Annotated in this window: 1 protein-coding gene; it reads right to left on the reverse strand. The window is 81.0% G+C overall.

Annotated features, from left to right (window positions below):
• Positions 1-1,697, reverse strand: a 1,697-nt coding sequence (locus tag AWC27_RS31115) for a hypothetical protein (protein WP_211281629.1), incomplete at both ends; no start/stop codon positions are given.

The following is a 1,697-nucleotide window of genomic DNA, read 5'->3' on the forward strand; positions in this document are numbered from 1 at the left end:
GCGCCGTTAATCCCGTCGGCGCCAGTTCCGCCGCCGCCACCCTGGCCGCCGGTGCCACCGATCCCGGCGTTGCCGGTGGCGCCGGTGCTGCCGCCGGTGCCGCCGCTACCGGTTCCGCCGCCGCCTCCGCCGGCGCCCGCGTTGCCGCCTTGGCCGCCGTCGCCGCCGGTGCCGCCGATCCCGGTGGTGCTGTCGGCGCCGGAGCCGCCGGTGCCGCCGGTGCCGCCCTTGCCGCCGACGCCGCCGGTGCCGCCGGAGCCGTTGGTGCCACCCACACCGGAGTCGCCGCCTTGGCCACCCTGGCCGCCGGCGCCGCCGGCGAATCCGCTGCCACCGGTGGCGCCGCTGCCCGCTGCGCCGTTAATCCCGTCGGCGCCAGTTCCGCCGGTGCCGCCCTGGCCGCCGGTGCCACCGATCCCGGCGTTGCCGGTCGTGCCCACAATGCCGCCGGTGCCGCCGCTGCCTACGCCGCCGCCACCACCGCCGGCACCCGCTGCGCCGCCGACACCACCCTCGCCGCCGGTGCCGCCCACGCCGGTGGTGCTGTCGGCGCCGGAGCCGCCGGTGCCGCCGGTGCCGCCCTTGCCGCCGACGCCGCCGGTGCCGCCGGAGCCGTTGGTGCCACCCACACCGGAGTCGCCGCCTTGGCCACCTTGTCCGCCGGCCCCGCCAGCGAACGCGGTACCGCCGGTGGCGCCGCTGCCCGCTGCGCCGTTGGTGCCGTCGGCGCCTTGGCCGCCGGTGCCGCCCTGGCCGCCGGTGCCACCGATCCCGGCGTTGCCGGTCGCGCCGATGCTGCCGCCGGTGCCGCCGCTGCCTACGCCGCCGCCACCTCCGCCGGCACCCGCTGCGCCGCCGACACCACCCTCGCCGCCGGTGCCGCCCACGCCGGTGGTGCTGTCGGCACCACTGCCGCCGGTGCCGCCGGTGCCGCCCTGACCGCCGACGCCGCCGGCGCCGCCGGAGCCGTTGGTGCCACCCACACCGGAGTCGCCGCCTTGGCCACCTTGTCCGCCGGCCCCGCCGGCGAACCCGGTACCACCGGTGGCGCCGCTGCCCGCTGCGCCGTTAAGCCCGTCGGCGCCTTGGCCGCCGTCGCCGCCCTGGCCGCCGGTGCCACCAATGCCCGCGTTACCGGTCGCGCCGGTGCTGCCGCCGGTCCCGCCGCTGCCTACGCCGCCGCCACCACCGCCGGCGCCCGCATTGCCGCCTTGGCCGCCGTCGCCGCCGGTGCCGCCGATCCCGGTGGTGCTGTCGGCACCGCTACCGCCGGTGCCGCCGGTGCCGCCCTTGCCGCCCACGCCGCCGGCGCCGCCGGAGCCGTTGGTGCCACCCACACCGGAGTCGCCGCCTTGGCCACCCTGGCCGCCGGCCCCGCCGGCGAACCCGCTGCCACCGGTGGCGCCGCTGCCCGCTGCGCCGTTAATCCCGTCGGCGCCAGTTCCGCCGCCGCCGCCCTGGCCGCCGGTGCCACCGATCCCGGCGTTGCCGGTCGTGCCGGTGCTGCCGCCGGTGCCGCCGCTGCCTACGCCGCCGCCGCCACCGCCGGCACCCGCTGCGCCGCCGACACCACCCTCGCCGCCGGTGCCGCCGACGCCGGTGGTGCTGTCGGCGCCGGAGCCGCCGGTGCCGCCGGTGCCGCCCTTGCCGCCGACCCCGCCGGCGCCGCCGGAGCCGTTGGTGCCACCCACACCGGA

The sequence above is a fragment of the Mycobacterium szulgai genome, from assembly GCF_002116635.1.
Taxonomy (GTDB): domain Bacteria; phylum Actinomycetota; class Actinomycetes; order Mycobacteriales; family Mycobacteriaceae; genus Mycobacterium; species Mycobacterium szulgai.